The 26,348-nt window shown below is 54.6% G+C and carries 19 protein-coding genes and 1 tRNA gene; 9 read left to right on the top strand and 11 right to left on the bottom strand.

The features are described from left to right. On the top strand, positions 1-633 hold the full coding sequence (locus tag ACG1VR_RS08195; RefSeq protein ID WP_395490672.1) for a transcriptional regulator: 633 nt from the start codon (positions 1-3) through the stop codon (positions 631-633). Between the two features lie 46 nt (positions 634-679). On the opposite strand, the gene nfsB is transcribed toward ACG1VR_RS08195, so the two are convergent. Genes nfsB through ACG1VR_RS08180 form a run of 3 tightly spaced genes read right to left on the bottom strand, consistent with a single transcriptional unit; the run spans position 680 to position 2,705 of the window. After that, positions 680-1,333 (bottom strand): oxygen-insensitive NAD(P)H nitroreductase, encoded by a 654-nt coding sequence (gene nfsB / locus ACG1VR_RS08190; protein ID WP_395491070.1) that lies wholly within the window; start codon positions 1,331-1,333, stop codon positions 680-682. Positions 1,334-1,390: 57 nt separating this feature from the next. Next, positions 1,391-1,696, bottom strand: coding sequence for a putative quinol monooxygenase (locus tag ACG1VR_RS08185; protein WP_395490671.1), 306 nt, complete (start codon positions 1,694-1,696; stop codon positions 1,391-1,393). A 1-nt stretch (position 1,697) separates the two neighbouring features. Beyond that, a complete protein-coding gene (locus tag ACG1VR_RS08180) occupies positions 1,698-2,705 on the bottom strand; it encodes a zinc-binding alcohol dehydrogenase family protein (RefSeq protein ID WP_395490670.1) in 1,008 nt (335 codons plus the stop codon). Positions 2,706-2,816: 111 nt separating this feature from the next. On the opposite strand from ACG1VR_RS08180, the gene ACG1VR_RS08175 reads away from it, so the two are divergent. Next, positions 2,817-3,737 (top strand): LysR family transcriptional regulator, encoded by a 921-nt coding sequence (locus ACG1VR_RS08175; protein WP_016537161.1) that lies wholly within the window; start codon positions 2,817-2,819, stop codon positions 3,735-3,737. On the opposite strand, the gene ACG1VR_RS08170 is transcribed toward ACG1VR_RS08175, so the two are convergent. Beyond that, positions 3,734-5,371 carry a methyl-accepting chemotaxis protein gene (locus tag ACG1VR_RS08170; protein ID WP_039898403.1) on the bottom strand — a complete coding sequence of 546 codons (1,638 nt, stop codon included), beginning with the start codon at positions 5,369-5,371 and terminating at the stop codon, positions 3,734-3,736. The two genes, ACG1VR_RS08175 and ACG1VR_RS08170, sit on opposite strands and share 4 nt — an antisense overlap. A gap of 200 nt (positions 5,372-5,571) precedes the next feature. On the opposite strand from ACG1VR_RS08170, the gene ACG1VR_RS08165 reads away from it, so the two are divergent. The 3 genes from ACG1VR_RS08165 (at position 5,572) to ACG1VR_RS08155 (ending at position 9,036) form a co-directional block, all read left to right on the top strand. Beyond that, a complete protein-coding gene (locus ACG1VR_RS08165) occupies positions 5,572-7,026 on the top strand; it encodes an AMP nucleosidase (RefSeq protein ID WP_016537163.1) in 1,455 nt (484 codons plus the stop codon). A 21-nt stretch (positions 7,027-7,047) separates the two neighbouring features. Then, a complete protein-coding gene (locus ACG1VR_RS08160; protein ID WP_395490669.1) occupies positions 7,048-8,829 on the top strand; it encodes an aminopeptidase P family protein in 1,782 nt (593 codons plus the stop codon). A gap of 131 nt (positions 8,830-8,960) precedes the next feature. After that, positions 8,961-9,036, top strand: a tRNA-Asn gene (locus ACG1VR_RS08155). Between the two features lie 97 nt (positions 9,037-9,133). On the opposite strand, the gene ACG1VR_RS08150 is transcribed toward ACG1VR_RS08155, so the two are convergent. The 7 genes from ACG1VR_RS08150 to ACG1VR_RS08120 all read right to left on the bottom strand — a co-directional run bounded on the left by ACG1VR_RS08150 (position 9,134) and on the right by ACG1VR_RS08120 (position 21,843). After that, positions 9,134-9,844 carry a M48 family metallopeptidase gene (locus ACG1VR_RS08150; protein ID WP_395490668.1) on the bottom strand — a complete coding sequence of 237 codons (711 nt, stop codon included), beginning with the start codon at positions 9,842-9,844 and terminating at the stop codon, positions 9,134-9,136. Further along, entirely contained in the window at positions 9,841-13,104 is a 3,264-nt protein-coding gene (locus ACG1VR_RS08145; protein ID WP_395490667.1) for a type I restriction endonuclease subunit R, read from the bottom strand. The genes ACG1VR_RS08150 and ACG1VR_RS08145 overlap by 4 nt, the downstream gene beginning before the upstream one ends. Further along, positions 13,101-14,156: a YhcG family protein gene (locus ACG1VR_RS08140; protein ID WP_395490666.1), complete on the bottom strand. Its 1,056-nt coding sequence runs from the start codon at positions 14,154-14,156 to the stop codon at positions 13,101-13,103. The genes ACG1VR_RS08145 and ACG1VR_RS08140 overlap by 4 nt, the downstream gene beginning before the upstream one ends. Beyond that, positions 14,153-15,502 carry a restriction endonuclease subunit S gene (locus tag ACG1VR_RS08135; RefSeq protein ID WP_395490665.1) on the bottom strand — a complete coding sequence of 450 codons (1,350 nt, stop codon included), beginning with the start codon at positions 15,500-15,502 and terminating at the stop codon, positions 14,153-14,155. Before ACG1VR_RS08135 ends, ACG1VR_RS08140 begins: the two co-directional genes overlap by 4 nt. Then, on the bottom strand, positions 15,495-18,089 hold the full coding sequence (locus tag ACG1VR_RS08130) for an N-6 DNA methylase (protein WP_395490664.1): 2,595 nt from the start codon (positions 18,087-18,089) through the stop codon (positions 15,495-15,497). The genes ACG1VR_RS08135 and ACG1VR_RS08130 overlap by 8 nt, the downstream gene beginning before the upstream one ends. A gap of 569 nt (positions 18,090-18,658) precedes the next feature. Then, positions 18,659-20,047, bottom strand: a complete 1,389-nt coding sequence (locus ACG1VR_RS08125; RefSeq protein ID WP_395490663.1) for an APC family permease — start codon at positions 20,045-20,047, stop codon at positions 18,659-18,661. Between the two features lie 377 nt (positions 20,048-20,424). Further along, complete coding sequence (locus ACG1VR_RS08120) at positions 20,425-21,843, bottom strand: glutamine synthetase family protein (protein ID WP_172569562.1); 1,419 nt, start codon at positions 21,841-21,843, stop codon at positions 20,425-20,427. Between the two features lie 210 nt (positions 21,844-22,053). Here ACG1VR_RS08120 and puuD point away from each other — a divergent pair, with 210 nt between their 5' ends. The 4 genes from puuD to ACG1VR_RS08100 all read left to right on the top strand — a co-directional run bounded on the left by puuD (position 22,054) and on the right by ACG1VR_RS08100 (position 26,311). After that, on the top strand, positions 22,054-22,818 hold the full coding sequence (gene puuD / locus ACG1VR_RS08115) for a gamma-glutamyl-gamma-aminobutyrate hydrolase (protein ID WP_395490662.1): 765 nt from the start codon (positions 22,054-22,056) through the stop codon (positions 22,816-22,818). Positions 22,819-22,843: 25 nt separating this feature from the next. Next, complete coding sequence (puuR, locus tag ACG1VR_RS08110; protein WP_172569560.1) at positions 22,844-23,401, top strand: HTH-type transcriptional regulator PuuR; 558 nt, start codon at positions 22,844-22,846, stop codon at positions 23,399-23,401. A gap of 139 nt (positions 23,402-23,540) precedes the next feature. Continuing rightward, positions 23,541-25,028 carry an aldehyde dehydrogenase PuuC gene (puuC, locus tag ACG1VR_RS08105; protein ID WP_395490661.1) on the top strand — a complete coding sequence of 496 codons (1,488 nt, stop codon included), beginning with the start codon at positions 23,541-23,543 and terminating at the stop codon, positions 25,026-25,028. Positions 25,029-25,030: 2 nt separating this feature from the next. Next, positions 25,031-26,311: an NAD(P)/FAD-dependent oxidoreductase gene (locus ACG1VR_RS08100; protein WP_395490660.1), complete on the top strand. Its 1,281-nt coding sequence runs from the start codon at positions 25,031-25,033 to the stop codon at positions 26,309-26,311. Positions 26,312-26,348: the final 37 nt, after the last annotated feature.

The following is a 26,348-nucleotide window of genomic DNA, read 5'->3' as shown; positions in this document are numbered from 1 at the left end:
ATGACTCAGGATGAAATTATTAAGTCATGGACTCCGATGGTTGATTTTATCGCCCTCACCTACGGCGAACATTGCGAAGTGATTTTGCATGACCTGCGGAATATCGATAAATCCATCGTCGCCATCAGCCAGAACCCTATTTCCGGGCGGCAGCCTGGCGGCACGATTACCGATTTTGCGCTGAAAATCATTCAGGACAGGTTGTGGGAAGACAAGGACTTCATCACGAACTACAAGGGCCGGATCCCCGGGAAGTCTGAAAATCTGCGATCCTCAACGTTTTTCATCCGCGATGAAGAAAACGAGATCATCGCCATGCTGTGCATGAATGTCGATCTCACCCCGCTTTCAATGGCGAAGAAGGTGATTGAGGGATTACTGTTCACTGAGCAGGAAAACAAAGTTGATGAGGAAACGTTGAGCAGCCTTTCGATGACCGACATGCTGCACGAGCTGATTTCTGATGTGCTGAAAACGTCTCCCCGCTCCCCCGCGCTGCTGGTGATGGAGGAAAAGAAAGAGATAGTCCGCAAGCTGAACGACAAAGGCGTGTTTTCGCTTAAAGGAGCGGTAGCGGAAGTTGCAAGGCGGCTTGAAACCTCCGAGCAAACTATTTACCGCTATCTGAAATAGTGGATGATGCAGGCGAGCCAGCAACGGTTCGCCTGCAACACGATAATTACACTTCGGTCAGGATTTGGCTGAATTCAAGGCGGGACTTCGGCAGCCCGGCGTTGAAATCTTCCACGCTGCGGTAGCCAATCGGCACGATAACCGAACTGGTGAACCCCTTATCACGCAGGCTAAATTCTTCATCCAGAATACGGGCGTCAAAGCCTTCAATCGGCACGGCATCAATGTTCAGCGTGGAAACACCCAGCAAGAAGTTGCCCACATTGAGGTAAACCTGCTTCTCCATCCAGTGCTGGGCGTCTTTCAGGTCAAAGCGGTGCATATTGGCAAAATAAGAGCGGCCTTTATGCTGGCCTTCCATCGCCTGCTGGCTGGCAAAACGCCCGTCTGCCTGTTCTTTTTCTAGCAGGGCTTTCAGGTACGTTTCATCGATGGTGGTTCTGGTGCAGAACACCACAACGTGAGAGGCATCCAGCACTTTGCGCTCGTTAAACACGTAAAAACCTGATGTGGATTTTGCAATACGCGCCTTGCCTTCTTCGCTGCTCGCCAGAATGAAATGCCACGGCTGCGAGTTGGTGCTCGACGGGCTGAGGCGCAGCAGATTTTTAACTTTTTCGATCTCTTCGGCGGCTATTTTTTTAGAAGCATCGAAGGCTTTGGTCGCATAGCGTTTAGACGCTGCATCAATAATATTCATCATTTTTCCCTGTGGATTTCTTAATTCCGCGGCGGCGGGCGGGCCACCGCAGGCCAATTAAATGTCTATCGCTTCCAGCGGCACCAGCTTCAGAGGCTCCGCCAGCAGGTCGTCCATCTGCTTAACAAAAGCCTGGAAGTGCGGCAGCGAGTTATGCAGCTCAAGCGCCTGTTGCCCGCGCCAGGACTCGCGAACGTAAAAGGCGTCCGGTTCGTCTTTTAGCTGGAACAAAGCGTAATCCAGGCAGCCCGGCTCTTGCCGACTCGGCGCCACCAGCGCTTTTAATGCCGCTTTGAGGTTCTCCCTCTGCCCTGCTTTCGCCTTCAACATGGCGATGATCGTCAGCGTTTCCGTGCTCGCCATGTTAAAACCCCTCCAGCACGATTTTGCCAACGGCACGGCCGGTTTCCAGCAGCTCGTGGGCACGCCTGAGGTTGGCGGAGCTGATTGTACCGTAATGTTCGCCGAGAGTGGTTCGCAGCACGCCCTGGTCGATAAGATTTGCCACGCGAGTCAGGAGGTTATGCTGCTCGATGATATTGCTGGTGGTAAACATGGAGCGGGTAAACATAAATTCCCAGTGCAGCGAAATGCTTTTCGCTTTCAGGGCACGAACGTCCAGCGCGTCTGGGTCGTCAATCAGGGCGAATTTCCCCTGCGGAATAAGGGCTTCGATCAGTTGGCCGTAATGCTGCTCGGTATTGGTCAGGCTGGCAACGTGAGTCACCTGCTTGATGCCGATGCGTTTTAGCTCTTCGGTCAGCGGCTTGCCGTGGTCAATAACGTAATGCGCGCCCAGTTCGGTGGCCCATTTCTGGCTTTCAGGGCGAGAGGCCGTACCGATAACGATCGCTTTTGTCAGCTTACGCGCCAGTTGAGTCAGAATTGACCCCACGCCGCCAGCCGCGCCAACAATCAGCAGCACGTCATTTTCGCTGCCGTTCTCCTTAATCCCAAGACGGTCGAACAGCATCTCCCAGGCGGTGATGGCCGTCAGAGGCAATGCAGCAGCGGCGGCGTTATCAACGGACTTAGGCTTCAGCGCCGCAATACGCTCGTCCACCAGCTGATATTCGCTGTTGCTGCCTGGGCGAGTCAAAGACCCGGCATACCAGACTTCGTCTCCCGGCTGGAACAGGGTTACGGCCTCGCCGACTTCAACCACTTTGCCTACGGCGTCCCAGCCCAGTATACGAGGCTCGCCGCCCGCATAACCAGCGCGAACTTTGGTGTCCACCGGGTTAACGGAAATAGCGTTAACTTCTACCAGAATATCGTGGCCGCCAGCCTGAGGCCTGGGTAAAGTAATATCCTGTAGCGCTTCGAGATTGCTGCCGTTTTCGGCGGCACGGGTAATAGCGATAGCTTTCATAGCGACTCCAGCGAGGTAATGGGTTCATCAATTTAGTAAAATCATGGTACAAGGAGCGCTAAACGCGAAAAACAGGCGCCAGGAAACAACACTTATACTCGGAGAGTGAAAATGCTCAGGCTGGAAGACCTTACTCTGTTCGTCAGGGCCGCGGCGTTAAACAGTTTTAGCGATACCGCCAGAGAGGCCGGGCTACAGCCCGCCCAGGTCAGCACCGCCATTAAGCGGCTTGAGCAAAGCCTCAATATTCGCCTGTTTGCCCGCTCCACCCGCAGCCTGAGGCTGACGCCGGAAGGCGAGGCCTGGCTACCGTATGCGGTACAGGTGCTGCAAACGCTTGAGGCGGGCTATGAACAGATCCAGCCGCCCAGCGACGAAGTTCGGGGCATTTTGCAAATCGCCGTGCCGTCCGACCTCGGGCGCAATATGCTGCTGGCGGTGTTCCAGGCGTTTCGCCGCAGCCACCCTGCCCTGAGCCTGAAAATCCTCTTTTCCGATCAAATAACCGATGTCTTTAAAGATCCGGTGGATGTGGCATTCCGCTACGGCAACAACGACGATGCCTCATTTATTTCGCTCCCGGTTGCGCCAGAAAACCGCCGCGTGGTCGTTGCTTCTCCGGACTATATTGAACGCCACGGCGAGCCAAAAACCATCAGTGATTTAGCCCAGCACAACGCGCTGACCTACGTTTTGCGCGGGCGGGTTTATGACAACTGGACGTTTACCCGCCACGGCAACAAGCACCACGTAGCGGTAAAAGGGACGATGATGAGCGACGACGCGGAGGTTATTCACCGGCTGGCGCTCCACGGCGAAGGCATTACTTATAAATCGTGGCTGGATGTGGCGGAAGATGTGCGGGCCGGGCGCTTAAAGCTGCTGCTGCCCCAGTACGAGGGGGACAGCATTCCGCTGAACCTGATTTGCCCGCACCGCAAACAGCTCTCTGCCACGGTGCGGCTGCTGCATGAGGCGGTAAAAGCGCGCTGCGAAATTGAGATGCGCACCCTTCCCGCCGTTAAAGATTAGAACGCCACCCAGTCATCCGCCGCCGCGCCCGCTGCGGCGGGTTTAGCTAACGGCTTAACCTTTGCTTCAGGAACAAAGTTTTCATCACGCCCGGAGAGGCGGAAGCGGGCAACCGCTTTCTGCAATGTTTCCGTCTGGCCTTCCAGCGCCGCCGCCGCCGCCGAAATCTGCTCGACCAGGGCGGCGTTTTGTTGGGTCACGCTGTCCATCTCGCTGACGGCCACGCTGACCTGCGAAATCCCCTTGCTCTGCTCGTCGGTCGCGGAGGCAATTTGCTTCATGATTTGCGTGGTGTCGGACACCGCCTTAAGCACCTCTTTCATTGTGTTGCCCGCCTCGTTGACCAGCGCCGAACCGCTGTTGACGCGGCTGACCGAATCGGCAATCAGCGTTTCGATTTCTTTTGCCGCACCTGCGCTACGGCTAGCCAGATTGCGCACTTCACCCGCTACCACGGCAAAACCACGTCCCTGTTCGCCCGCGCGTGCGGCCTCAACGGCGGCGTTCAGCGCCAGAATGTTGGTCTGGAAGGCAATGCTGTTAATGACGCTGGTGATTTCGCTGATTTTTCTGGAGCTGTTGGAAATCCCTTCCATTGTGACCACCACGTCTCCCACCAGCTTGCCGCTGCGGCTCGCGGTTTGAGAAGCCTTCTCGGCAATGCTGCTGGCCTGGCGGGCGTTCTCGGCGTTGAATTTCACCGTTGCGGTCAGCTGTTCCATGCTGGCGGCAGTCTCTTCCAGCGCCGCCGCCTGCTCCTCGGTGCGCGACGAGAGATCGTTATTGCCGGAGGAAATCTCCGCCGAGCCACGATAGATGTTTTCCGTGCCGCTGCGGATAGCGCTAACCGCCTCGCGCAGGCTGCTTTGCATCTCGGCAAGCAGCGGGAACAGTTTACCCACGCAGTTGCGGCCAAAATCCTCTATCGGGTGGCTCAGGTCGCCTTTGGCGATTGTCGAAAAATGCTCGCGAATGCGATCCAGAGGCTTGACCAGCAGGTTAACGAGGTAGCGGTCGGTAAACAGCAGGATCAGCAGCCCAATCACGATAGCCACCACCACGGTCACCTTCATCAGGCGCGTCAGCCCGTCTACCGCGACCCTGGTGCGGTCCAGCCGCTCTTCGGCTACCGAGGTGAATTTACTGCTGCTGGCACCAAATGCCCGGCTTAACGGCGGGGTCACCTGCGTTGCCTGCTGGCGATAGTCCGCAGCCGAACCCTGCTGCGCGAGCTGCATCTGAACGGCCACGCCGTTATCCAGTAGCTTCTGCCACTTGTCGATAACGTCGGCAGAAACTGCCGGGTCCATTGGCCCTGGCGAAACGCTTTTCAGCCGCTCAAGTTCTTTTTTCATATTATCCAGCGCTTCCTGCACCGGCTTAAAATCTGTGGCTTCTCCGGCGGCTTTCGCCTCCATAACGCGTGAAAGGCGGGTAATAAAACGGAAATACTGGTCGTTACCCTTGCTTAGAATCGTCATCTGGGACACCAGCTGACGGTCAACGGCGTTGCCGTCACCGAGCTTAGCCAGCGAATAGACGGTAAACACGCCCACGGCAGACCACAGCAGGCAAAACAGCCCCAAAACGGTAAGCATCACCCGGCGTACGGTAAAGTTCTTTAACATTCCCATGTGTATCCCCAATTCGTTATTGTCGTTATCCCATTTACCTCGGGTATCACTTTGGTTATCGGCAATGCCTGCCCGGGTATTCATCTATTTGTGATGATTTTTTTATGAGGCACACAACTCGGGCTGTCTTCCCCTTCCGTTCTCGCCACGGCATGACATACTGAGGGTCTAACCCGGTTTGAACCGGTAAAGGAGAATCAATGGATAATAACGTTGCAAATCAGGGGCTGACGCCTGCGCAGGCTCTGGAAAAGCTGGAAGAATTGTACGAAAACTCGGTCGCCGCGCTGCGCGATGCAATAGCCCTCTATACCCAACAGGGCACGCTGCCGGACGTTGACGCCCGCTCCGACGGCCTGTTCGTTTACCCGGAGCTACGCGTAAGCTGGGACGGCGTTCCCAGAGGCCCGAAGAACACCCGCTCCTACGCTCGTTTTACCCATTCCGGCAGCTATACCACCACGGTAACGCGCCCGGCGCTGTTCCGCAGCTACCTCAATGAGCAATTAAGCCTGCTGTGCGAAGATTACGGCGTCCACATTGAAGTTGGCCCGTCGCAGCACGAAATCCCTTACCCGTACGTGCTGGACGGCCTGAACCTCGACCGCACCATGAGCGCGGGGCTGACGCGCCATTTCCCGACCACCGAGCTGGCGCAAATTGGCGACGAAACGGCGGACGGGCTGTTCCACCCGACCGAGGCCTGGCCGCTTTCGCACTTTGATGCACGCCGCGTTGACTTCTCGCTGGCTCGCCTGCGCCACTACACCGGCACGCCGGTTGAGCACTTCCAGCCCTTTGTGCTGTTCACCAACTACACCCGCTACGTGGATGAGTTTGTGCGCTGGGGCTGCCAGCAAATTCTTGACCCGGACAGCCCGTATATCGCGCTCTCCTGCGCGGGCGGCACCTGGCTGACCGCCGAGACGGAAGCCCCGGAAGAAGCGATTTCCGACCTCGCCTGGAAGAAACACCAGATGCCGGCCTGGCACCTGATCGACAAAAACGGCAGCGGCATCACGCTTATCAACATCGGGGTTGGCCCGTCCAATGCCAAAACCATCTGCGACCACCTTGCGGTACTGCGCCCGGATGCCTGGCTGATGATTGGCCACTGCGGCGGCCTGCGCGAGAGCCAGCAGATTGGCGATTACGTGCTGGCGCATGCCTACCTGCGTGACGACCACGTGCTCGACGCCGTGCTGCCGCCGGATATTCCTATCCCGAGCATCGCCGAAGTACAGCGTGCGCTTTACGACGCCACCAAACAGGTCAGCGGCATGCCGGGCGAAGAGGTCAAACAGCGCCTGCGTACCGGGACGGTGGTCACCACCGATGACCGTAACTGGGAGCTGCGTTATTCCGCCTCGGCGCTGCGTTTCAACCTTAGCCGCGCGGTCGCAATCGATATGGAGAGCGCCACGATTGCCGCCCAGGGTTACCGCTTCCGCGTGCCTTACGGCACTCTGCTTTGCGTATCCGATAAGCCGCTGCACGGCGAGATAAAACTGCCGGGCCAGGCAAACCGCTTCTATGAAGGGGCGATTTCCGAGCACCTGCAAATCGGCATTCGGGCCATTGATCTCCTGCGCGCCGAAGGTGAAAAGCTGCATTCGCGCAAGCTACGCACCTTCAACGAACCGCCGTTCCGCTAACAACAATAATAAGGAAACTGGATGCAACACACCTCCACACTCGCCGCACTGCGTGCGCGGCTCACGGAGCGCGAACTGGACGGGATTATCGTCCCGCGTGCCGATGCTCACCAGAGCGAAGACTGCGCCCCACACGACAATAAACTGGCCTTTATCAGCGGCTTTACCGGCTCGGCCGGGCTGGCGCTGATCCTCGCCGACCGCGCCCTGTTATTCGTTGATGGCCGCTACCAGGTACAGGCTCGCCACCAGGTGAATTTGCAGGAGTTCGACATTCACCATCTGCATGACGAGCCGCTTCACCTTTGGCTGCGCGACAATCTCCCCGCAGGAAAACGTATCGCCTTCGAACCGCTGCTAATGGTAAACAGCCAGTACGAAAATCTGCGTACCAGCGGCTGCGACCTGGTGGCCGTGGATGACGATCCGCTCGATGCTATCTGGCCCGATCGCCCGGCGGCACCCTGCGGAGCCATTAGCGCCATGCCGGAGGAATTGAGCGGTGAAAGTTCTGCCTCAAAACGCTCTCGCGTGGCTCAGGCGCTGAATAAAACCGGTGCCGATTACCTGGCGCTGACGCTGCCGGACAACATCGCCTGGCTGCTGAACGTGCGCGGGTCCGATATTGCGATGAACCCCGTCCCGCACTCCTTCGCCCTGGTGAGCGCCAGCGGCGACATCGAGTGGTTTGTTGATCCGGCCAAACTGCACGGGCTGGATAACGCCGCGCTGGCAGGGATAACGCACCAGCCGATGGAGGCTTTTATCGGGCGCTGCCAGCAGGTAGCGGCGGGAAAACGCATCCTTATTGACGCCGATTACGCGCCCGTGGCGGTTCGCTTCGCCGTTGAACAAGGAGGCGGCGAGGTGATATGGGCCGCAGACCCGCTAACGTTTATCAAATCCAATAAAAATGAAACCGAGCTGGCGGGCTACCGCAGCAGCCACGTTGATGACGGCGTAGCCTGGGTGAATTTCCTGGCCTGGCTGACCCGGGAAGTTCCGCTGCGCGAGGCCGCAGGCAACCCTGTAACGGAGCTGGAAGCCCAGGAAAAACAGCTTGGCTTCCGCCAGCAGAGCGCTAACTTTACCGAGCAGAGTTTTAGCACTATTTCCGCCGCGGGCAGTAACGCCGCGATGTGCCATTACCACTCATCCCCGGAAACCAACTTCGCGCTTACCGGCGATCGGTTCTACCTGAATGATTCCGGCGGCCAGTATTTCAACGGCACCACCGACGCCACGCGCACCCTGAGCTTTGGCGAGCTGGACGCGAACCGCCGCCTGCATTACACCGCGGTACTCAAAGGCTTCCTGGCGCTTATCTCCCTGCAATTCCCGCAGGGTACTCAGGGCCACCAACTGGATGCGTTTGCCCGCGCCCCGCTTTGGGCGCTGGGGCTGGATTACGACCACGGCACCGGGCACGGCGTGGGCCACCGCCTGATGATCCATGAAAACCCGCACCGCATGGCGAAAAAGGTGAACCCGTGGCCGATGCTGCCGGGCAACATCATTACCATCGAGCCGGGCTATTATCTGGCGGACCATTACGGTATTCGTATTGAAAACCAGGTGGAAGTCGTCGCTTCGCAGCCCGGCTTCTGCAAGTTTGCCTCGCTGACGCTCATCCCTATTGACCTGGCGGCGGTAGATTTTGATTTACTGAGTACCCAGGAGATAGCCTGGCTTGACGATTACCATCGGCAGGTGCGCGAGACGCTCTCCCCTCGCGTTGGAGAAGAAACCCGCCACTGGCTTGCTTCAGCTACGGAGCCGGTCAGCGTTCAGCGCAGCCGGTAACCGCTCAAAGGCCGCAGAAATGCGGCCTTTTTCATTGATTTGCTGGATTAATCGGCAGTTGAGCGCATTTCGCCAAAACAGGCTTTGACAACCCGCCCCCCCGCCGTTAATATGCGCCCCGTTCACACGATTCCTCTGTAGTTCAGTCGGTAGAACGGCGGACTGTTAATCCGTATGTCACTGGTTCGAGTCCAGTCAGAGGAGCCATATTTGAGAAGCCCGCTTAAGGAAACTTAAGCGGGCTTTTTGCTTTAATTTAACGAGAGATATTTATTGTCAAATAAAACGACAGGTGAATAATTTCTCACAAATCTAATCCAGCCCCACGGCCTTTGAGCCACTCTTTTCTTTCGCGATAATCCGGCAATACCTTGTCCACCTCGTTCCAGAACGCTTCTGAGTGATCCCGATAACGCAGATGGCAAAGCTCATGGACGATGATATAGTCAATGACGCTTAGCGGCGCCATCAGGCATTTCCAGTGGAAATAGAGATCGCCGCTCGTGCCGCATGAAGCCCAGCGGTAACCCAGATCCTTAATTTGTATTGTACCGGGATTCACACCTACTTTGGCTGCAAACCACGCCACTCGACTGCGGATACGAGGCAAACCTTTCATCTGATAAAAAAGTACGAACGCCTGGTGAGCCGCGGAATAGCCCTCCTCTTCGATAATCTCACGCCGCATGCAGAAGCGGCCATCCTTAAGTTTGAGATCGTCAATTTGTCCGGTGATTAACTGAAGTCGGTAGCCGCTTCCCAGATAGAGAAAAGTCTCACCGTTAACCCATTCACGCACTACTCGTGTAGCATTAAGATCGCGCCACTCAGCCAGATTACGGTAAATCCACATGCGCTTGCTGAACACGGTTTCATCTACCTGCTCAGGTGTCATTCGCTGGGGAGGCCGCACGGTAATAGCACCGTTGCGTTCAATCACAATGTCGGTAGTCTGACGATCGCTTCCTGCCAATAATTGATATTCAATATCGCGAACCTGCCGGCGTTGCATCATGCATCCTCCGTCCGTACCATGTTAATCAGTTCATTATGGCGATTTTTAGCCAGTTTCATGATTTCCACGGCCACTCGCTCACGATTCAGCTTCAACTCCTCGATTCCAGTCCTGGCGATCTCGGTTTTAATCAAACCACGCACGCGTTTTTGTTTGTCAGGATTCAGCCAGAAGTCGATGCTGGCGATGCTTTCTTGCAGTATTGTCACCGAGGTACCCATCAATGCCTTGAACGCGGGCTTATCCGCATCATTAACAGCACCGCTGACAAAGCCAAGCTGAGCAATGTGCTGGTAAAAAGTGGTCACTTCCTTACTCATCCCCCCTTCACCTTGCTGTCGACCTGCGATAGCCTCCTTGCGTAGCTCAGTCAGTTTTTCAGCCAGAAATTCCCATTCGTCGTGATGCTTCTCTATCAGTGCATTTACCTTTTCAGACAGGCTCCTATAGAAGGCAGGATCCTCATCGTGGTGGACAGTACAGTGCTTGCGAATAGCATGTTCCATCTCGCTCGCTTTGGCTTCACTGTTCTGCCCGGCATGACTGGCCAGCTTCTCAAGAAAGTCTTCTGATAACAGCTCTACCGGTGGTACCTTCGGGTTGATTCCAAGACTGATTAGATGCTCATTAATCAGGGCCTTCACCTTTTCACCCGCACTCCCAAGGTCAAGGCTGGTGTCCTTATAACGCTCTCTGGCGACCTGCAAAATGTAACCGAACCTTTTTGCAGGTACACGATAGGTTTGGGCAGAGTGATGCGGCAGGATGATATCCAGGCTCATCAGAAACTTTTTGAGATAGACCTCGAAGTCCGCACGTTTTTTCTCATCTTTGAGCGCCTTAACCGCCTCATGTACGACGCCTGCCTCAGCATCCAGATTAGGCAACTCACCATTAACGAAGGCCCTAATCTTCCTGATCCCCAGGGCGCTGAAATGTTGCAGTAACCGCTGATAGCGCTCCTCCAGTACCGGCAACTCTGACGTGATATTCTGCATTCCGTCGTGCAGTTCCTGCAACTCATCACTGGCGGCGTACAACGTCAGCGCCTCTGTCAAGTGATTGGCCAGGCCGATATAATCAACGATGTAACCCCGCTGTTTGCCCTTTTTCACACGGTTGGTACGCGCGATAGCCTGTAACAAGCTGTGCTCGCGTAATTTTTTATCGATATACATCACCTGCTCAATTGGCGCATCAAAGCCCGTTAGCAGCATGTCGCATACAATCAGAAAGGCAATGCCGGTATTTGTTTTGTCGGGATCATTCAAATCGAAGCTACGGCAGAAGTTCTCCACTGCATTCATGCGCTGTGCCTGTTTGCGCGCAGAAGTGATAAAGGCTGCTTCGTTAGTGCCATCGCTGGAAATAACCACCGCAGTTTTAAGAAAACGCAGACGCTCAATCAACGCTGTATCTGGCAAAGTCAGCCCTTCTTCCCTGGCTATTCGTTCAGCTAATGCCGCTTCGATACCGTTGCGGTAACGCACACAGGCCAGCTTAGAATGGCACACCACCTGTGCCTTAAAGCCATTTGGCAGGATGTTGTCCACATAGTGCGCAACCAAATCACGAGCAATGGCGTTGATACGGTTTTCTGCCTCCAGAATGTCACCGGTAGCGCCGTATTTTTTCTTGATCGCCAGCAACTCCTCATCACTGCGGTCTTTGAATAGATCTTCAAACGCCGTATCAAAAGCATGCTTCTCGTTCAGCGCACTGTCAGCGGTTTTACCCTCATAGAGGATTTGTAGCGTAGCGCCATCGTTCACCGCATCCATCAGCCGGTAGGTATCGATGTACTCACCAAAACGCTTGCGGGTTTTCTTTTCGCCATGACGATCGGTAATCAAGGGTGTGCCAGTGAATGCAATCCTTGCCGCGTTGGGAAAGGCCTCAAACAGGTTATCACCAAGGTCTGAACTTTGAGTACGGTGTGCCTCATCAATCATCAAAATGATGCGTTCAGAGCTGTTCACCACGCCAAAGGTCTTACCTGCGGGGATGGCCAGATAGGTGCCCAGCGCCTCGGCGACCGCATTAGTCAACGTCTGCTTTTGCTCCTGGAACTTGTGCACCATCACCATGCTTACGTCCGAGCTATCAGTAGCAAGATGTGCACGCAAGCCCTGCCGGCTTTCAATCACATTCACCCGCCCGCCGATCAGGGTCGCGGTGCTGCACAACTGTTCTTCCAGGTCCTGTCGGTCATTCACCAGAACCAGCTTGTAATCGCTCAGGTCGAGACTGGCACGGATCGTTCGGGCTAAAAACACCATGGTCAACGACTTGCCTGAGCCCTGGGTATGCCATACAACACCGCTTCGCTCCAGCGCTGTATCGCCCTGACGCAGACGTTCGATAATCTTGCCTGCAGCACGAAATTGCTGGTAGCGGCACACCACTTTGACGCGCGGACCACCGTCGGTATCCATAAACACCGCACTGGTACGCAAAATCTGTAGCAGATTGGTTTTATTCAGCATCCCGGCAATCAGTTGCTGCTGGGCATTCATTCCCTCGCGGGCGGCATCATCTTGCGGGTAGAGCGTCTTCCAGGCGTAGTAATGTTCTTCGCCGGAGGTAATGCTGCCGTAGTCCGCTTCCAGGCCACAACTGCGAATCAGCAACAGGTTACTGTGGAAAAGCCGTGGTTCACCTTCTTTCAGGCCCGCATTTATCGTTTCCTTCCGTCGACCCATATAGCGCTGTAACTGCACAAAGGCTTCCTGCATCGGGTTCGCACAGGTTTCCGACCCTTTCTTACATTCCACCACCGCCAAAGGAATACCATTCACGAATAACACAATATCGGGAATGATAAATGCCTTCACACAGCCCGGCGTGTCAATGCGGAACTGGTTGATGGCGTGGAATTGATTGTTCTCTGGGGTGTGGAAGTCTATCAGGCGCACAACCGGATCGGTTTCACCGGTCAGTTCGTTGCTTTCGGTCTGTGCCTTGAACAGCAGCGCCTGCACCGCCTCATTGGCCTCCAATAGGGTACGGTTAGGCTGGCGAAGAAGTTGGCCACGTATGTCTTCCAGTTGTCTTTCCGTTAACCATTCGCGACCATCATCAGTGCGGTTGATGGCGCGCACAGCGTTGTCGAACACCTGCGGCAAAAGCCAACTACGGAAGTTGCTGCGCAGGCTGAGACCCGCCTGCTGTGGGATGCCGCTGCCCTGGTCGATCACCGTCCAGCCCTGTTCAGCCAGTTGGTGCAGAAACGGCTTTTCGACTTCGCTGTATTCGCTCATACAGAATCCCCTTCTACATTCCCAGCCAATTCCCGCTCCAGTTGTTCTATGCTGGGTAAACTGGTTTGCAACTCCACCGGCAGCGATTCAACTAACTTGTATTCAGCAATACCCATCGGCTGGGACTTATCCCCTAAGGCATATTCGGCAACGACTTTATTTTTGCTCTTACAGAGCAGGAGACCAATGGTCGGGTTGTCCTGCTCGTCTTTCACCTGCCGATCCACCGCCGTTAGATAGAACCCCAATTGCCCAAGATGCTCGGGTTTGAACTTACCGCCTTTGAGTTCAATTACCACATAGCAACGTAACTTGAGATGGTAGAACAGCAGGTCGATAAAGAACTCGTCACCGCCTACGTCCAGCAGCACCTGTCGCCCGACAAAGGCAAAGCCCGCGCCCAGCTCCAGCAGAAACTCGGTCACATGTTTTACCAGCGCGTTTTCCACCTCACGTTCCTGTGCTTCCTCAGTCAGCCCGAGGAAATCGAAACGGTATGGGTCTTTCAGTGACTCCCGAGCCAGGTCAGACTGCGCCTGAGGCAGGCTGATATCGAAGTTGGTTACTGCTGTACCGCTACGCTGCAGCAAACCGGTTTCGATTTGCATCACCAGTATGTTGCGCGACCAGCTGTGTTCGATAGCTTTGGTGGCATACCATCGACGATCTTCCGGGCGCTTAAGTTTGTCCAGCAGGGCTAGCTGGTGATACCAGGGCAATTGTGCAAGCACCGCTTGCACAAATTCCTCATCCGGCCAGGCTTCGGCAAAAGCACGCATGTATTTGAGGTTACGCGGTGAAAATCCCTTCATGTCAGGAAAGGCTGCGCGTAAATCATGCGCCAGCCGTTCAATGACTTTGGCCCCCCAGCCCTGTTCAGCCTGACGAACCAGGATATCCCGGCCTATCAGCCAATACAGTCCCACCAGTTCCCGGTTGACCGCCAGTACAGCACGCTGCTGGGCGCTATGGATACGGCCCTTGAGGTCGACCAGCCAATCGGCGTAGTCACTGGGCATTGGTGTCATCGAAACCGGGCGCTCTGGCGTCATGCCGTTACCTCTATGTTAGGTTCCTCAATCTGCACCGGCACTTTGCCGGTGAGCAGATCTTGCATAAGGCCTTGTTTTTGTTTTCTGAGTTTTTTCAGTAGCGAACTTTCATGCTGAATTTGCTCCGAAATCTTGATATATCGAGCATAAATTAATGTTTGCTCGTTAATACCGGGAACAGGCAAATGCAGAGTCTTTAATGTACTGGACTGAATTGCATCCATTATCCCCCCTTGCATAGCACGGCGAAACCACGCTTTAGCCCAAGCTGAATGATTAAGCTGCCAGCAGATCAATTCAGGGATAACTTTCTCAAGATCAAATGTCATCGTCCAAAGGTGCTTGGAAGAGAGCCCTAGTTCAAGATTATCAGGTATGACGCAACATCTACCGACAGTTCCCATAATGGTGATGACCACATCACGGGGACGAACTCTGTACTTGGCTAACTCTTTAAATTTCCGTTCATTTACAAACCGACGAAACTCAGGTTCAAAGCGCTCTACATGAACATTATCGATACCTAATAATGGAATGCCATTCTCAACCAGTTCATGTTTAAGTAAGGCACTACCAAATGGTCCGCTGCGGATATTGTTCGGTAGTGGTGCAAGCAATTCTTCGAGAGTGGGGACCTTCCACTCTCTCGGAATCCAACCAATCGCCGTTTCCTGATATAGTTCGGGAGCCATACTGAGAGAAGGACGAAGTTGGCCATCAGGCAACACTCCTCGGGTGAACAGGTCGTGCATCATACCAGCCTTGATTTGCTGATATTTGGCGATCAAAGCTTCGGTTTTTTCTATGGTTCTATCGATTGATGTGAGAATTGTCGCAATTTTTTGGCGTAACGTTCCGCATGTTGGCACAGAAAAAATAATGTTTTCAATACTTGAATTTTTGAGATTGTTTATTGCACTTCCGGCTAATACCAAGTCAACATTATGCTGATAAGTTTGACTACGAAACAAATGGAAAATGAAATCAGCCTCAGCTATTTCAATCGGTTTAAAAATTGAGCAAAAAGCTCCAACCGTAAACACAGTGACGTTTTCATCGTGATACTGGGCTGACTTTCCAACGAGGGCTTTGCTCCCGTTTGACATACAAACGGCAATGTCTCCATTTTTCAATATCTGTGTTGGAGACACTAACCAAGATGGTACAAACTGCACATCATCGAACACTAAACTACCGTTCTGGATGTTTGTTGACCTTAACAAAGTAATTGAAGTTTCTGATTCATGAGCCAGAAGATCCTCAGGGTGATATGAAACCCCTCTAAATCCCTTAACTAACTGACCAAGTCTGACTTTTTTCCAAGCTGAATAACGCAGTTCACTCATAGCCCAACTCCATCAAAAACGCCTGCAAGGCTTTGGCTGCATCATCACGCTCTGCCTCAATCTGCTTAGCCGTGACCGCGTACTTACTCCACAGATTTTCAATCGCCGCAATGCAGGATCGTTGATCGGCGCGCAGATACTGGCGATAGCTGTCGAACAGTACTTTACCTAAGCGCTCGACAATCACCTTCCTCGCGTCATCTTTACCGATCTTCAGACGCGCCTGCTCAACCAGTTCATATTTTTTCGACTCGGTGGATTTAATTGCTGTCTTCAGTATTTTTGCTTCATCTTCCAGCGCTTTATGGCGAGCCAGTTGTGCTTCAATACGAACCACTTCCCGCTGATGGCTTTGCCAGTTACCAAAGGCGCTGTCGCGCTTGGCCAGTTTCATTGTGCTCTTAGCTTCTTTCAGGCTTGCTTTCAGGGCCTTAACTTCGTCGGCAGGCAGAACGCCGGTATCGTCAGTGTCTTCAAAGTCTTCTTCGCCAGCGGCAGCAAACAGGGCCTGCAGTTCAGCCAGACGAGCATGCTGTTGCTCCAGTTCGACCAGCACCTGCGGGAACTGGCTTTGCAGGATATCCTGATCGGGGATCAGCTCAGGTCCCCAGCCGCTGGCGGCGATGGATTTAAAATCAGAGGCAAGCAGTTTGAAGTAGTTGGCGAAGGCACCGCGCACCTGATAGTTGTTGAGCAGATGCTGGCTGGAAAAAGTGCGTTCAATACTATCGAGCAGAGTGGCACGCATCTGATAGACATTGGTGGTCCTGGCCTGTTGGTTGTCGGCATCGGGTGCCAGCGCTTCAACCACGGGCAGGTATTGCTGCCACCAGCTTTGCAGCCCGGCCATAAATTGAGCTTGCCGCTCGGAAACGCCAGGATGGCTATTAATATGTTCGGCAATAGCACGCTTGTCTTGCAGCGCTGCAGAGAAATCGGCATAGGCCACGGCACCATCGTCTAAAGACGCGCAGGCGTCACGCGGAACAAAGCAGCTCTCACGCAGACCGGCATAGTTGTGCCAGAAATGGCCGAGAGCATCCACCTCGCTCACCGGTACGCCGCCGTGCAGATGAGCACGAACATCATGCGGTTCCGGCGGCGGGGCGTTATCGACATAGCGGCGGATGTTACAGTTGTAGTCCTCGGCCTTGATATCTGCCACCGACACGCGCTTAGCGTAGGCCGGGATATCTTGCCCGGCACGATAAGCCTGCACGATTTTGTCGATATCTTCCGGACGCAGGTGATTCTGTGCCTTGCCTTCGCGATATTCGCGATCGGCATTAATAAACAGCACATGCTTACGCTCTGCTGCACCCGCCTTGTTGAGCACCAGAATGCAGGCCGGGATACCGGTACCATAGAACAGATTGCCGGGCAGGCCGATCACAGCTTCAAGATAGCCACGCTCAATAAAATACTGGCGCGCCTCGCGCTCTTCCCCGCCCCGGAACAGCACGCCGTGCGGCATCACGGTAGCCATGCGGCCATCGCTTTTGAGCACTGCTAACATGTGCTGTACAAACATCAGATCGGCTTTTTTCCCTTTTTCCGGCATCCACACGTGGAAACGGCCAGGGTAAGCGATGGGGACTTTTTTCTTAGTACCTGTGCCGTCGTCTTTGGACTGACTACGGGCGTAGTTCTGGCTGAACGGGGGATTGGCCAGCACGCGGTCGAAGCGCCTGAGTTCGTTATCTTCAGCTTTATGCCGCGGGTCAACCAGCGTATCGGCATTACGAATATCGGCGTGCGAGATCCCGTGCAGCAGCATGTTCATCTTGCAGATAGACCATGTGGTGCCCATTTTTTCCTGTCCGTTAAGCGACAGTTCGCTGGCATCCGCGCCGCACTCACGCAGATAGTCACGCGCCTGAATCAGCATACCGCCTGAGCCTACCGTTGGATCATAGACACTCATGCCAGCTTGCGGGTCACAAATCTCAACGCAGATGCGCACCACCTCTGCAGGGGTGTAGAACTCACCCGCCTTCTTGCCCGCGGAATCGGCGAAGTGCTTAATCAGCCATTCATAGGCAGCACCGAGCAAGTCTGGGAATTCAAAATCGTCATCGCGCAGCGGAATCTTTTCGAAGTTCTGAATGAAATCAACCAGCGTATCGTCATCAAGTGTGTTTTGGCCGATCTTGCGGTTGAAGTTGATGGTGCCCTTAAGCACATCCTGCAGAGCATCAGTGTTACAGTCTTCCAGTTCTTCCAGAGCCTTGGTAAGCGCAGATCCAACGTTGTCTTTAACATGTTTTAGCGCAGGCTGAGGCTTGCCCGCAGCATTTACCCAGGGGTCGTTCCAGCGCGCACGCGGCGGAACGTAAAAATATTTGCCGAAATACTGGTCCGGATCTTCCAGGTTGAGGGCGATGTCCGCGTCAGACAGGCCAGCTGCTTTGCCTTCTTTCCTGATTTCTTCACGACGCTGATCGAACAGGTCACTGGCACGCTTCAGGAACAGCATACCAAAGATATATTCCTTGTATTCACTGGCGTCCATATTGCCGCGCAGGTCATCACATGCAGTCAACAGCAGGCTTTCAAGGCGGGAGAGTGTAAGTTTTGGAGACGACATGGTTGAATCTGTACCTCGGATTTGATTGTCGCTGGGATTAACCCAACCCCATCAGAAAGTTGATCACAAGCGCAATGAGACAGGTTTTGATCCCATTGTTCATAGCAGCCAGCAAAATCATGGTCGCTGTTTTTAACGTTCGGTTCGACCGTTGCCCTGCCTCAGGGAAGGATATGAAACACTGTGTTTATGGCGTTTCCGGGGATGCGACACTTACAGACGGATGGTTTGGCTGCACAAAAAGATGTAGTGAATTGTATCAGCCTGACAACTTGATGACGAGGGTACGATTAGAGAGATTTTCCGTTTAAGTCGCATGGCGTGTTGATCGACTAGCGCTTGATAAGTACCTCATCTCATGCTCATTTACTTGTCGCACATCTGCTGTATGAACAGCGTTTTATTTGGTGGTCATTCTGGTGGTCTTGACTGAAGGGAAATTCAAGCTTAGCTTATTTATTAGCCATTTAATGGCGAGTTCGATCCCAGTCAGAGGAGCCATATTTGAGAAGCCCGCTCAGGGAAACCCGAGCGGGCTTTTTGCTTTTGTCTATGGCAAACGGCCTGTATTACTCCCAGGCGCGTTCGGCCTTGCTGGCGTCAAACACCGGCGGAGGCCTGCGGAAACGGCGGGTCAGCCAGGTGAGATACAGCACACCAACCGCAGCCCACACCAGCCCAAGCGTCAGTGAGGTGGCTTCGAGATTTACCCACAGCACCGCGACGGTAGCCGCGCCAATCAGCGGCAAAATCATATAATGCAGTTTTTCCCGCCAGGTTTTATTGCGCCCTTCACGCCGCCAGAAGTGGTTAAACACCGACAGATTGACGAAGGTAAAGGCCACCAGCGCGCCAAAGTTGATCAGCGCCGTTGCCGTCACCAGGTCAAAGAAAAGTGCCGACAGCGCAACCACGCCCACCATAATGACGTTCAGCGCCGGAGTGCGCCATTTCGGGTGTACATAGCCGAAGTATTTTTCCGGGAACACGTTATCACGCCCCATCACGTATAAAAGGCGCGACACGCTGGCATGAGACGCGAGGCCAGAAGCCAGCGTATTCACAAATGTGGTGCAAAGGAATATCGACTGGAACAGCTTCCCACCCACGTAGAGTGCTATTTCCGGCAGCGCCGCATCCGGATTTTTAAAGCGGCTGATATCCGGGAAGAACAGCTGCATAAAGAACGACGCGGCGATGAAAATAATGCCGCCATAAACCGCCGTCAGGAAAATGGCTTTAGGAATAGTGCGGGCGGCGTCCGGCGTCTCTTCGGAAAGTGTGGTCACAGCGTCAAAACCCAGGAAAGAGAAGCAGACTATCGTCGCCCCGGTAATAACCGGGATCAGGTGCGCATTTTCGCTGATAAACGGCTGAAGCGACCAGACCGTGCCCACCCCCTCCCCTTTATGCAGACCCTGTACCACCAGGAAGATAAACACCACCATAATAGCGACCTGCACCAGCACAAACAGAGTGTTAAAGTTCGCCACCAGATTCACGCTTTTTAAATTTGCCGCAGTGAGGATGCAGACAAAGCCAACCACCCAAATCCACGGAGGCACTTCCGGGAACAGCGCCGACAGGTAAATCTTCGCCAGCAGAACGTTAATCATCGGCAAGAACAGGTAGTCCAGAAGCGATGACCAGCCCACCATAAACCCGACGTGCGGGCTCATAGCTTTTTGGGCGTAGGTATAAGCGGACCCGGCCTGCGGGAACTGCCGTACCAGTTTGCCGTAGCTGATGGCCGTAAACAGTACGCCCGCCAGCGCCAGCAAATAAGAAGCTGGAACGTGGCCATCACTGATGCCGGAGACGATGCCAAAAGTGTCAAACACCGACATCGGCGTGAGATAGGCAAGCCCCATCACCACAACCTGCCAGAGTTTTAGCGATTTACGCAACTGCGGTTTGCCCGCCTGCGAAGAGAGTTCGACCGGAGAATTAATCGCCATGACGATTTCCCCCCACGCGGATGCAGGTTCGCGAAGATATCTTCGTTCGCACAAGTCTGCTTAGCCTGGGGGTTAATCGTAATTGTCGGGGAGTGAGGGTCTGGCTGGCGTGCTCCGCTGGCCCGTCGTTATCAATGTGGCAACAGCGCTCACCTTCGCCGTGCGGGTATTTAAACATTTGCGTCTGCATCATCTCATTTCCTCGTCGTACGCTTTGTCGTTAACTGGAGACCCGTTGCCGCCTGCGCTCCGTTACGCGACTTCGGGAAATGACAGGTTGCCCTGTAAATGTCCGGCCTGGCTCCGCTCAGCCCGAATGATGCTGCTTGTCTTTTCGGCTCGCCCGGCTACTTCTATCCGCCGGGCAGGAGAGAAAATCAGGCGTTTTTCAGCATCCACTCAATTTCTGTTTCTGTGATAAGACGCTCAAACTGAACCAGCTCATCGTTCTTACAGGCGTGGAATACATGGCTGAAACGCTCGCCCATCAGCTTGCGCAGCGAGTCGTTCTCCGTGAACTCCCACAATGCATCGCTCTGGCGAATCGGGAACGGCAGCCCTTCCTGCTCCAGGCCATTACCCTCAACCTCTTCTTGCAGCGGAAGATCGTTATCCAGGCCGTGCAAAATCCCCGCGAGAATAGCGGCCATGACCAGATACGGATTCGCATCGGCTCCGGCAACGCGGTATTCGACCCGGTGATTATCCCGGTCGCCGCAGGGAATACGCAGCGCAACGGTGCGGTTGTTGTGCCCCCAGGAAGCCTGGGTCGGGACATACATTCCAGGCTGGAAACGGCGCCAGGAGTTAACGTTCGGCGCCAGTAGCGCCATAGAAGAAGGCATAAGGTCGATCATCCCCGCCAGCGAACGCTTGAGGAGGGCTGAATCTTCGCCGTCCGCGTCTGCGAGTACGTTTTCACCTTTATTATTGAGCATGCTGATGTGGATGTGCATCCCGCTGCCCGCGTGCTCTTCGTACGGCTTAGCCATAAAGGTGGCGTGCATCTTATGCTTTTCTGCCACGGTGCGGACCAGACGCTTCAGCGCCAGCGCATCGTCGCAGGCGTCCAGCACGTTGTCGGTGTGATGCAGGTTGATTTCAAACTGCCCCGGCGAAGCCTCCGCCACCGCGCCATCTGCCGGGATCAGCTGCAAATGAGCCAGATTATCAATGTCGGTCAGGACGTCGGCAAAGTGGTTGAGGTTATCAACGGAGTAGACCTGGCTTTGGGTATTACGGTCATCCGTACCCGGCGCACACGGCGGCTGCAGGTAGCCTTCAGCATCGCGCTGACGGTCAATTAAATAGAACTCCAGCTCTACCGCTACCACGGGGAAAAGACCGCGCTGGCGCAGTTGCTGCCAGAGGCGGTTAAGCACGTTCCGCGGCTCAACGTCAAAGGGAGCGCCATCTTCATCCAGCATGGTCAGCATCATCTGACCAATAAATTCCGGGTCCGCCGCCGACGGCGTCAATGTTCCCGGCACCGGCACACAATTGCGGTCCGGCTCGCCCAGTTCCTGCCCTAACCCCGCTTCTTCTACTACGTTACCCAGAATATCCATCGCAAATACGGATGCCGGGAAGTAGCAGCCTTTCTCTACTTTACGCAGCCCGGCAACCGGAATGCGTTTGCCACGGAAGCTGCCGTTAAGGTCAGTGAGCAGAACATCAACATATTGCGTATTAGGGTAACGCTCGAGGTAGTTTTTTACTTCGCGTGCAAACGCGCTACTTCGCCTCTCTTCACTGTGCTGAACAAAATTCTCTACTTCTACAATATTGGTTTCCATTATTCACCGCCGTTGCTTTGGATGCCGACCGTCGATTTCGACCGTTAAATATAATGTCCACTTTGAATTTTGATCCAAACAAAATGTTTGTCAAATGTTAATTGAAGTTTGCAAACACGTTACACCGCTGCTAGATTGAAAAAATATTGAACGGAAACGGGCAACAAGGAATCGTTTGGCAATAATTTAGTCCATTATGTGAGGGTGATCATGGTCGATATATTTGACAAGCCAGTTATTGGTGTTGTGATGTGCAGGAACAGACTTAAGGGTCATGAGACCCAAACTCTGCAGGAAAAGTACCTGAATGCCGTATTGAATGCGGGTGGATTACCGATTGCTCTGCCTCACGCTCTCGCGGAGCCAGAACTGCTCAATGCCCTGTTGCCCAAACTTGACGGCATTTTCCTGCCAGGCAGCCCCAGCAACGTCCAGCCAGGCCTCTATGGTGAAAATGGCGATGAGCCTGACGCCGATCCCGGGCGTGATGAGCTGAGCATGGCGCTTATTGCCGCCGGGCTCAAAAGGCGCATTCCCATTTTCGCCATCTGCCGGGGTTTACAGGAACTGGTTGTCGCCACCGGCGGGACTCTGTATCGTCGCCTGTGCGATCAGCCTCAGCTTCTGGAACACCGTGAAGATCCTGAGCTACCGGTGGAGCAGCAGTACGCGCCATCCCACGAAGTTCAGGTAGAGGAAGGAGGATTGCTTTCGCATTTGATACCGGGTTGCAACACGTTTTGGGTTAACTCACTACACGGCCAGGGAGCGAAAACAATGGGGCCGCAGCTGCGCGTAGAAGCGCGATCGCAGGATGGTCTGGTGGAAGCCGCAAGCGTTCACGACCACCCGTTCGCCCTCGGCGTGCAGTGGCATCCTGAATGGAACAGTAGCGAATACGCCCTGTCGCGTTTGTTGCTAGAAGGTTTTATCACCGCCTGTCAGAGCTATCTCGCTGAAAAGCAGCGGCTCTGACCACTACTGTTAAGGAAATGCCAATATGAGCGATGACGGCCTGGCGCCGGGTAAACGTTTGTCAGAGATCCGCCAGCAACTGGGTCTTTCTCAACGTCGTGCCGCCGAACTGTCTGGATTAACGCATAGCGCCATCAGCACCATAGAACAGGACAAAGTCAGTCCTGCCATCAGTACGCTGCAAAAGCTGCTGAAAGTCTACGGGCTGTCGCTCTCCGAGTTCTTCGCAGAACCAGAAAAACCTGATGAGCCGCAGGTAGTCATCGATCAAGAAGATTTGATTGAGATAGGCAGTCAGGGGGTTTCAATGAAACTGATTCACAATGGGAACCCTAACCGAACGCTGGCGATGATCATCGAGACTTATCAGCCAGGTACAACGACCGGCGAGAGGATCAAACACCAGGGTGAGGAAACGGGCACGATACTGGAGGGTGAAGTGGTACTGACCGTCAACGGCCAGACCTGGCACCTCGTTGCAGGGCAAAGTTATGCCATCAACACCGGCATACCTCATAGCTTCAGCAACACCTCGGCAGGCATCTGCCGCATTATCAGCGCCCACACCCCCACCACGTTCTAATATTCCGACGGCCTGAATTATTCAGGCCTTATTTAAACAACGTTTTTAACAGGAATGATTTCCTGGGGCTTTTTGCAGCCCAAATTTGCCTGAAGAGACCCAGTAAGGCCATTTATCCGATTGAATAAAAGGAGTAAACATGGACTTTCAGCATCTGAATTACTGGCAGGAGAAAGCAAAACACACCTCGCCGGAAACCCGCCTCTTTATTAATGGTGAATATTGTTCTGCACAGGACGGAGGAACTTTTACCACTGCCGATCCTTTTGCACAGCACGCGCTGGCAGAGGTCGCCCGTGGGAAAAAGGCAGACGTTGATCGTGCCGTACGCGCCGCCAGAGACGTATTTGAACGAGGAGACTGGTCGCAGGCATCTCCCGGCACGCGCAAATCCGTTCTCAATAAACTGGCTGATTTAATCTTGCAACATCGCGAAGAGCTGGCGCTGCTGGAAACGCTCGATACCGGCAAGCCCATTCGCCACAGCCTGCGCGACGATATTCCCGGCGCGGCTCGCGCTATTCGCTGGTACGCGGAAGCCATTGATAAAGTGTATGGTGAAGTGGCGACAACCGGCGTCAACGAACTAGCACTGATTGTGCGCGAGCCAATTGGCGTAATTGCCGCCGTCGTGCCGTGGAACTTCCCGCTGCTGCTGGCCTGCTGGAAACTTGGCCCGGCACTGGCGGCGGGCAACAGCGTTATCCTCAAGCCTTCCGAAAAATCCCCGCTATCAGCGATCCGCATGGCGGCGCTGGCAAAAGAGGCGGGCCTGCCGGACGGTGTGTTAAACGTCGTCAGCGGGTTCGGCCACGAGGCGGGCCAGGCGCTCTCTCAGCATCCCGATGTGGATGTCATGACCTTTACCGGCTCCACCCGCACCGGCAAACAGCTCCTGAAAGACGCCGGGGACAGCAACATGAAGCGCGTGTGGCTTGAAGCGGGCGGGAAAAGTGCGAATGTCGTTTTTGCCGACTGCCCGAGCCTGCAAAAAGCAGCCGCAGCCACCGCAGCGGGGATCTTCTATAACCAGGGCCAGGTCTGCATCGCGGGAACTCGCCTGCTGCTTGAAGAAAGCATTGCCGATGATTTTATTGCCCAACTGAAAGCGCAGGCCAAAAACTGGCTGCCGGGTAACCCTCTCGACCCTGAAACCACCATGGGCACGCTTATCGACAGCGCACACGCCGACAACGTACACGGCTTTATTCGCGACGGCGAAAGTCAGGGCAGGCTGGCGCTGGATGGCCGCAACGGTACGCACCCCGCCGCTATCGGGCCAACTATCTTTATAGACACCGCGCCGGACGCCCGCGTAAGCCGCGACGAAATTTTTGGGCCGGTGCTGGTCATCACCCGCTTTAAAACCGAAGCCGAAGCGCTGGCATTAGCTAATGACAGCGATTACGGGCTTGGCGCTGCCGTCTGGACTAACGATCTTTCCCGCGCTCACCGCATGAGCCGCAACCTTAAAGCGGGTTCTGTTTTCGTCAACAACTACAACGACGGCGATATGACCGTGCCCTTCGGCGGCTACAAACAGAGCGGCAACGGACGCGATAAGTCCCTGCATGCCCTCGAAAAATTTAGCGAATTGAAAACTATCTGGATTGCCCTGGAGCCTTAATCATGACTGAACATACCACCAGCTATTACGCAGCTAGCGCCAATAAATATGAACCCTTTCCGCAGCTAACCGAATCCTTAACCTGCGATGTCTGCGTGGTCGGGGGGGGCTATACCGGCCTATCCTCCGCGCTGCATTTGTCTGAAATGGGTTATGACGTGGTGCTGCTTGAGTCCGCGCGCATCGGCTTTGGCGCCAGCGGGCGCAACGGAGGGCAACTGGTAAATTCCTACAGCCGTGACATTGACGTAATAGAGCGCCGCTATGGTCCTGAAGCGGCCAAATTGCTCGGCGGCATGATGTTTGAAGGCGGGCAAATTATTCGCGAGCGCATCAAGCGCTACCAGATCGACTGCGACTATCGCCCTGGCGGCCTGTTCGTTGCCATGAACCACAAGCAGATGGAAACCCTGGAAGAGCAGAAGGCTAACTGGGAGCGCTACGGCAACACGCAACTCGAACTGCTGGACGAGGCAGAGCTTAAGCGCGAAGTGAACAGCGACCGCTACGTGGGCGCCCTGCTCGATCATAGCGGCGGCCATATTCACCCGCTCAATCTGGCGATTGGGGAGGCTAACGCGATTCGCCTCAACGGTGGACGCGTGTTCGAACAGTCGCCGGTCACCCATATTCAGCACACCAGCCCGGCCGTGGTGAGTACCGCAAAAGGCCAGGTTACCGCACGCTTCGTTATCGTTGCCGGTAATGCTTACCTGGGCAACAAGCTGGAGCCAGAACTGGCGAAACGCAGCATGCCGTGTGGCACCCAGGTGCTGACCACCGAGCCGCTGGGTGAAGACCTGGCCCGCTCGCTGATCCCGAAAAATTACTGCGTGGAGGATTGTAACTATCTGCTGGATTACTACCGCCTGACCGGCGACAACCGTCTGCTGTACGGCGGCGGCGTGGTGTATGGCGCTCGTGATCCGGCGGATATTGAGCGCCTGGTAATGCCAAACCTGTTGAAAACCTTCCCGCAGTTGAAGGGCGTAAAAATTGACTACAGCTGGACCGGTAACTTCCTGCTGACGCTGTCACGCCTGCCGCAGCTTGGCCGTCTGGATAACAACATTTATTACATGCAGGGTTGCAGCGGCCACGGCGTCACTTTCACCCACCTGGCGGGCCGCCTGATTTCGGAACTGCTGCGCGGTGATGCTGAACGGTTTGATGCCTTTGCGAATCTGCCGCACTACCCGTTCCCCGGTGGCCGTACTTTCCGTATTCCGTTTACCGCTATGGGTGCGGCCTATTACAGCCTCCGCGATCGCCTTGGGGTTTAAATAAACCCGACGCACGGAGCGGTCTCCTCCGTGCGTT

Source organism: Cedecea davisae (genome assembly GCF_044095835.1).
GTDB lineage: Bacteria > Pseudomonadota > Gammaproteobacteria > Enterobacterales > Enterobacteriaceae > Cedecea > Cedecea davisae.
This window is presented reverse-complemented; position numbering and strand designations above follow the sequence as displayed.